The sequence below is a fragment of the Microcoleus sp. T2B6 genome, from assembly GCF_036700475.1.
GTDB lineage: Bacteria > Cyanobacteriota > Cyanobacteriia > Cyanobacteriales > Microcoleaceae > Microcoleus.
Genome location: NZ_JAUBOZ010000065.1, coordinates 35,758 through 40,859 on the forward strand (window position 1 = coordinate 35,758; position 5,102 = coordinate 40,859).

The window sequence follows — 5,102 nt, forward strand, 5'->3', positions numbered from 1 at the left end:
AAACTCAACTTCAATCTCAAATCTCGGAGTTAGAACACCAGTTAGAAAGTGTGCGTCAAAGTCGCACTGAATTGGAATCTCAGCTAACTTCTCAAATTTCCCAATTGCAAAGTCAAATCGAGACAGCAAATCAGAATCAAGATCAACTTCAATCTCAAATCTTTGAGTTAGAAAATCAGTTAGAAAGTGTGCGTCAAAGTCGCTCTGAATTGGCATCTGGGCTAGAAACTGCTAACAGAGAACGATCGCACCTTTATTCTCAACTCTCGGAAACTCAAAGTCAAATCGAGACAGCAAACCAGAATCAAGCTCAACTTCTATCTCAAGTATGCGAGTTAGAACATCAGCTAGAGACAGTTTATCAAGAACGCTTGCAGCTAACATCGCAACTTTCCGAAGCGGGCGATCGACAATCTGAGCATTTTGAGTCGAAGTCAGGGAAAATTAAAGCATCTACTTCAGATACCAAAGTTGGGAAGAGTCAAGGATTTGTTGTTTCTCAGCAGGGTCAAGGCGATTATACTACTATTAGCGAAGCGCTGAAAAATGCAGCACCGGGCACGCGCATTGACGTGCATCCAGGCGTTTACCGTGAAAGTCTAATTATCGACAAATCGGTAGAAATTATCGGCAGCGGAGAGGTCGATCGCATTGTGGTTGAAAGTATCAACTCAAACTGCATTAAAATGGCAACTGACAGTGCTTTAGTGCGCGGTTTAACGCTGAGCGCAACTGGGAAATATTACACTGTAGATATTCGTAAAGGCGAGTTAATCATAGAAGACAGCGATATCACTTCTGCGGACTATTCTGTGGTGGGAATTTGCGGCCCTGATGCAAATTCTATCCTCCGCCGCAGTCAAATTCATGATGGGGTATGGAACGGAATTTTTATATCCGATAATGGGAAAGCAACGGTGGAAGATTGCAGTATTTTTGACAACGGCAGTTTGGGAATAGGTGTCGGATTGGGAGGAAAATTGATCGTGCGCCGGTGTCGGATTAATGGTAATGAAGGTGAGGCGATCGCCGTTTACACAGATGGCATTGCTACCGTGGAAGATTGCGATTTAACGGGCAATGCTGGGGGTGCTTGGCGCATTGCAGATAACGGATACCTGCGCGACAAAGGCAATCAAGAATAGAAGAAGGAAGAAGGCAGAAGGCAGAAGGCAGAAGGCAGAGGGAAGAGGGAAGGAGGAAGAAGGCAGAAGGCAGAAGGCAGAAGGCAGAAGGAAGAGGGAAGGAGGAAGAAGGAAGAGGAAAGAGAATTCCCAATTAGCGATTCCCAATCCCCGATTGCCAATACCCAATTACCAATTACCCATTCTCAATGCCTAACAATCGAGCTGGATTGTGTTTCATCATTAAATCAATTTCCTGCGGAGAAATGCCTTCACCTATCAATTTTTTCACAAATAATTTGTAGCCTTCTGCAGGTAAAGGATCGGGTTTCCTTCCTAAATCCGTGCTCATCACAAAATGCTCTGCTCCTATTAGTTTAATCGCTGCTGCCATTTTACTAATAGGAACTTGATGCCAGTTTTTGTGTCCGTCATCAGCGGCATTTTCTCCCATCAAATCGTTCACAAATGCTAGTTCTAGAAAAGCTCCGGCTGCGGCGACTGTTTGCATATTTTCTAGGGATAAACCGGGTACATCCGCCATTGCGTGGGTAATCAGGATGTTCTTAATCTTGAGCAGGTTGGCTGCACCGACAACTGCCATCACTTCTTCTGAGGAAATATGACCGGTTTCCAATACCAAATTCTCTTTGGCTACAATCTTCAACACCGCTGCTGTTTCCGGTAAAACCTTGCCATTTTCCGCAACTTTAATCCCAATTCCCGGCTTGTGAAAAACCTGCAAGTGATGCTCAGCATCAACCGTTGGCAGCCACACTACTTTACCGTATTTGCCACCGATGCGGTGCATTGCGTCAACAGCGTCGGGATTAATGCCGCCTACCGAATGATTGAGAACAACTCCTCCGAAAACTTCGATTTCTGGTACTATTTTATTAACCAAAACTGCCCGCGCTGCTGTGCTGGCATAATGATTTTTTAATACAACAGCTTTCATCTTCGCCCTAGCAGCTAATTTCGCTACCTCAAAATCATCCAACCTGCGGAGAATCACATCGGGAGAAGAATGAATGTGAAAGTCGATCGCACCTTCAATCGTACTCTGTGGCAAATTGATTATCGGCGAATCTCCGACAGCATAAACTGGCAGACAAAACCAATAGCAAACCATCCAAACTAACGTTAAAAAAACAGCTTGCATTCCTCCCCTCTTCCCTTCTCCCCTCTGCGTTCTCTGCGCCCTCTGCGGTTCATCCCCTCTTAATCCTCTCAAATAAAAGATTGAATCGCATTTGCCAAAGCTTCTGCATTCTCTTCGTGCATTCCCAAAGAACCAGGAATAACTCGCGATTCAACACCCGGTAATTCCGTTAATGCTTCCATTTCAGCCTTAGATTTTGGTGGCGCATTTTCAGCAATTACAACCATCACCGGCACTGCTAATTGTTGAAATTTATCTGTAAATTCCGATCGCACTTTTGCCGTATCTAAACCACCAGTCACAAAGGCAGCGGAACCAAATCTCGCACCGGGTTTTTGCGTCACTTGCCATTTGCTTTGAATGAAATCGGGCGTGACTTTAGCTGCATCAACATAGACGTGGCGGCGGTACATCAAACTGAGAAATGACGGCGCAGTGTTGAGTTTGTATAGGAATTGTCCCAGTAAGGGCGATCGTACTAATTCTCTCACGACTCCATGCCAGCCGCTTTGCTGCTTGCTCATCGTCGGCAAAGGCCCGCGCCAAGTCGGCGCTGCTAACACAATCTTTGACCAAACATTCGGCTGTGATTGCGCTAAGTGCATCGCATAACCCGCAGCGTGACCGGCAGCAACTACAGCCACAGGAGTATTAAAAATTGACTCAACAAAATCCTTGAGAAATTGATGGTATAATTGCGGCTGATAGTCGGTTCGCGGCCGATCCGATTCGCCGAAACCCGGCCAATCTAAGCTCACCACTTGAAATTTATGAGCTAACAATTCTGCTAAAGGACGCATTTCTTCTCGCGTCGAAACCGTACTGAAAGCCGGCAGCAGCAATACAGGATTTCCCTGTCCTCTGGTTTCGTAAATAACTTTGATTGGCGTTTCTTTCCAATTCCAGAGATATTGTTGAACTGCGGCGGGATAGTTGCCAGAACCTGATTTTGTTAAATTTGTAGTTTGAGTCATGGCTGTTTATTCTTTTAATTTGCTTCGGCTTGCTTGCTCAATTCACAAGCAAGTGCCTTATTTTTCATCATTTGAAAGATGTTGTAAAATCCGTTAGCGCGGGAAGGTGTCAGACTCACATTCAATCCCGTGTCTTGAATAAAATCTGGGGTAATGGTGACAATTTCAGCAGGCGTTAATCCGCTCAAACCTTCCACCAGCAAGCCAACTAATCCTTTGACTAACTGAGCGTCTGAATCGCCTTGATACAAAACTTTTCCGTCTGCCAAATTTGCAGTAACATAAACTTGCGACGCGCAGCCAGAAACTTTGTTTTCCGGCAGTTTGTCGCTTTCGGGAAATGCTGGGAGTCTTTTGGCATACCACAGCAGTTGTTCGTAGCGCTGTTTCGGATCGGAATGTCGCTGAAAGCGCTGAACGATTTTAGCTAGGGCTGCGGGTAGCGCGGTGTTTGCGGACATGATTCACTCGTAGCGGTTTACTTCGTTAATATTATACATTTAATTTTGGCGGCGGGTGCGATCGCCTGCTCATCTCCTCCCACTGAAGCCGTCTTCAGGTGAATGGGTTATTGTTATTGTAGTTAACGAGTTCGAGCGTTCAAAACAGAGGAAATATGGTATTTAGTGCTGTTAATCAAGATTGTGGTGTAATGTAGTGACTCTGCAAAAACTCTGGCTACAACATCGCATTTTTCCGGCAGTTGTCTTTTTAGGATTGGGTTTGCTATTAACCATCGCCCTTTCGCTTTCTTTTGGTGCGGTGCCGATGAGTTCAGATCAATTGTGGCAAGCATTTCTGCACCGAGGTGATGCTGTCAATCAAACTATTTTCTGGGAATTGCGTTTGCCCAGAGTTGCGGCAGCGCTGACGGTTGGTGCGGCTTTAGGAATGTCGGGGGCTTTGCTGCAAGGTTTGCTCCGCAACGGTTTAGCAGATCCTTTTGTATTAGGAATTTCGGCGGGTGCAGGGTTGGTTGCGATTACTACGCTGACTTTGGGAATATTTCAAACTTGGGTGCTTTTGGCGGCCTGGATAGGTGCTATTTTAACTTCGATCGATTTTATCACCCAATCAAAGCAGTTGGGCTGGAGATTTGCTGGGTAAGTTTAACCTGAAAAATGTCGCAGCCCAATTGCAAGGAGATAGCCCCGTTCGAGGCTACGTGACGCTTTCAGCGGAAAAGGTTTTAGAGGCTAATCCCGAAGTAATCATTTTAGTCGATCGCGGAGAAGGAATTTTAGACCAATTTAAATCTGATTCATTTTGGAATCAACTAACAGCCACAAAAAATAATCGAGTTTACGTTTTTGACTACTACGGATTGGTCAACCCCGGCAGTATCGAAAAAATTGAGCAAGCAACTGCTCAACTTAAACAAGTTCTAGCTAAAAAGTAGAGACCCGGTTTTGAGAGATAAAAAATCTCTATAAATCCTGGAACAAATTGAGTACAATTTATATAAAAGTGAGAAAGCTAAAGGTAGTCAAAAGCGCACCATTGTCAGCAACAGGCAAGATGCCTGTGCCACAAAAGATAAATTTTCTTGTGCAACAGGCATCTTGCCTGTTCATAAAAGGTTAATTCACAATCGATCTGATATCTTGCACCACTGTCAGCAACAGGCAAGATGCCTGTTCCACAAAAGATAAGTTTTCTTGTGGAACAGGCATCTTGCCTGTTCATAAAAGGTTAATTCACAATCGATCGGATATCTTGCACCATTGTCAGTAACAGGCAAGATGCCTGTTCCACAAAAGATAAATTTTCTTGTGGAACAGGCATCTTGCCTGTTCATAAAAGGTTAATTCACAATCGATCGGATATCTTGCACCATTGTCA

General features: G+C 44.6%; 7 protein-coding genes. 4 read left to right on the plus strand and 3 right to left on the minus strand.

What is annotated here, in order from left to right; all coding sequences use genetic code 11:
- Together QUA00_RS24240 and QUA00_RS24245 are read left to right on the plus strand one after the other, a co-directional pair.
- A partial coding sequence (locus tag QUA00_RS24240) for a right-handed parallel beta-helix repeat-containing protein (RefSeq protein ID WP_333411384.1) occupies positions 1-1,145 on the plus strand: 1,145 nt, incomplete at its 5' end.
- Positions 1,102-1,341 carry a hypothetical protein gene (locus QUA00_RS24245; protein WP_333144103.1) on the plus strand — a complete coding sequence of 80 codons (240 nt, stop codon included), beginning with the start codon at positions 1,102-1,104 and terminating at the stop codon, positions 1,339-1,341. The genes QUA00_RS24240 and QUA00_RS24245, both read left to right, overlap by 44 nt.
- Here the strand turns inward: QUA00_RS24245 and QUA00_RS24250 are convergent.
- The 3 genes from QUA00_RS24250 to QUA00_RS24260 form a co-directional block, all read right to left on the minus strand.
- Positions 1,321-2,286 carry a DUF6282 family protein gene (locus QUA00_RS24250; RefSeq protein ID WP_333411385.1) on the minus strand — a complete coding sequence of 322 codons (966 nt, stop codon included), beginning with the start codon at positions 2,284-2,286 and terminating at the stop codon, positions 1,321-1,323. The genes QUA00_RS24245 and QUA00_RS24250 overlap by 21 nt on opposite strands.
- A gap of 68 nt (positions 2,287-2,354) precedes the next feature.
- Complete coding sequence (locus tag QUA00_RS24255; protein WP_333411387.1) at positions 2,355-3,260, minus strand: alpha/beta hydrolase; 906 nt, start codon at positions 3,258-3,260, stop codon at positions 2,355-2,357.
- 14 nt (positions 3,261-3,274) lie between these two features.
- Positions 3,275-3,721, minus strand: a complete 447-nt coding sequence (locus QUA00_RS24260; protein ID WP_333290033.1) for a SufE family protein — start codon at positions 3,719-3,721, stop codon at positions 3,275-3,277.
- Positions 3,722-3,917: 196 nt separating this feature from the next.
- On the opposite strand from QUA00_RS24260, the gene QUA00_RS24265 reads away from it, so the two are divergent.
- A complete protein-coding gene (locus QUA00_RS24265) occupies positions 3,918-4,367 on the plus strand; it encodes an iron chelate uptake ABC transporter family permease subunit (protein WP_333411389.1) in 450 nt (149 codons plus the stop codon).
- Positions 4,357-4,659 (plus strand): ABC transporter substrate-binding protein, encoded by a 303-nt coding sequence (locus QUA00_RS24270; RefSeq protein ID WP_333411390.1) that lies wholly within the window; start codon positions 4,357-4,359, stop codon positions 4,657-4,659. Before QUA00_RS24265 ends, QUA00_RS24270 begins: the two co-directional genes overlap by 11 nt.
- Positions 4,660-5,102 lie beyond the last annotated feature (443 nt).

What these genes read in the sequence shown, in the direction of transcription:
- QUA00_RS24250 (WP_333411385.1), bottom strand. Translation starts at nt 2,286, where the DNA reads ATGCAAGCTGTTTTTTTAACGTTAGTTTGGATGGTTTGCTATTGGTTT.
- QUA00_RS24260 (WP_333290033.1), bottom strand. Translation starts at nt 3,721, where the DNA reads ATGTCCGCAAACACCGCGCTACCCGCAGCCCTAGCTAAAATCGTTCAG.
- QUA00_RS24255 (WP_333411387.1), bottom strand. Translation starts at nt 3,260, where the DNA reads ATGACTCAAACTACAAATTTAACAAAATCAGGTTCTGGCAACTATCCC.